The organism is Roseibium sp. RKSG952, from assembly GCF_009711355.1.
Genome location: NZ_SMMF01000273.1, coordinates 1 through 480 on the forward strand (window position 1 = coordinate 1; position 480 = coordinate 480).

Annotated in this window: 1 pseudogene; it reads right to left on the reverse strand. The window is 56.7% G+C overall.

Annotation, left to right across the window (positions count from 1 at the left end):
* A pseudogene (locus E1297_RS00695) lies at positions 1–462 on the reverse strand (hypothetical protein); the annotation flags it as partial.
* Between the last annotated feature and the right edge of the window lie 18 nt (positions 463–480).

A 480-nucleotide genomic window follows, 5' to 3' on the forward strand; every position in this document is an offset into this window, starting at 1 on the left:
TAAGGCGCAGCGCTCGAGAAACGGATTGTCGACAGCAGCCAGGACCATGGCGAACATCGCCTGGAGCTCGCCCGGCATTGCTGCAAACATTTCGTCGAGACTCTGATAGGCATCGAAAGGGGTTCCGCCTTCTGCCTGTATCTGACTTGCAAGGTCTGTCAGGAGCGCCGACGGATCAGGAAGATCTCCGGCCTCGACAATCGGTTCATTGCCAGGGTCAAGCACCAGTGACTGAGGGACCGGCAATCCCGAGCGGCGGAAGATGATCGCAAAACGCATCTGGTCTTCAGATGAGATCTTGCCCGAAGCACACCCCGTCTGGATCGCGTTTTCAATTCTTGCGGGAAACTCCGAGCCATATGCATAATCATTTTCAAGGGCCATCCGTACCTCGTCGAGGAGGGCGACAAGGAAATCACTGGCCGCATCCTTGTGGCGGCCTTTTTTCGCGATTTCCGCCACCAGTCCATCCGCGATGTC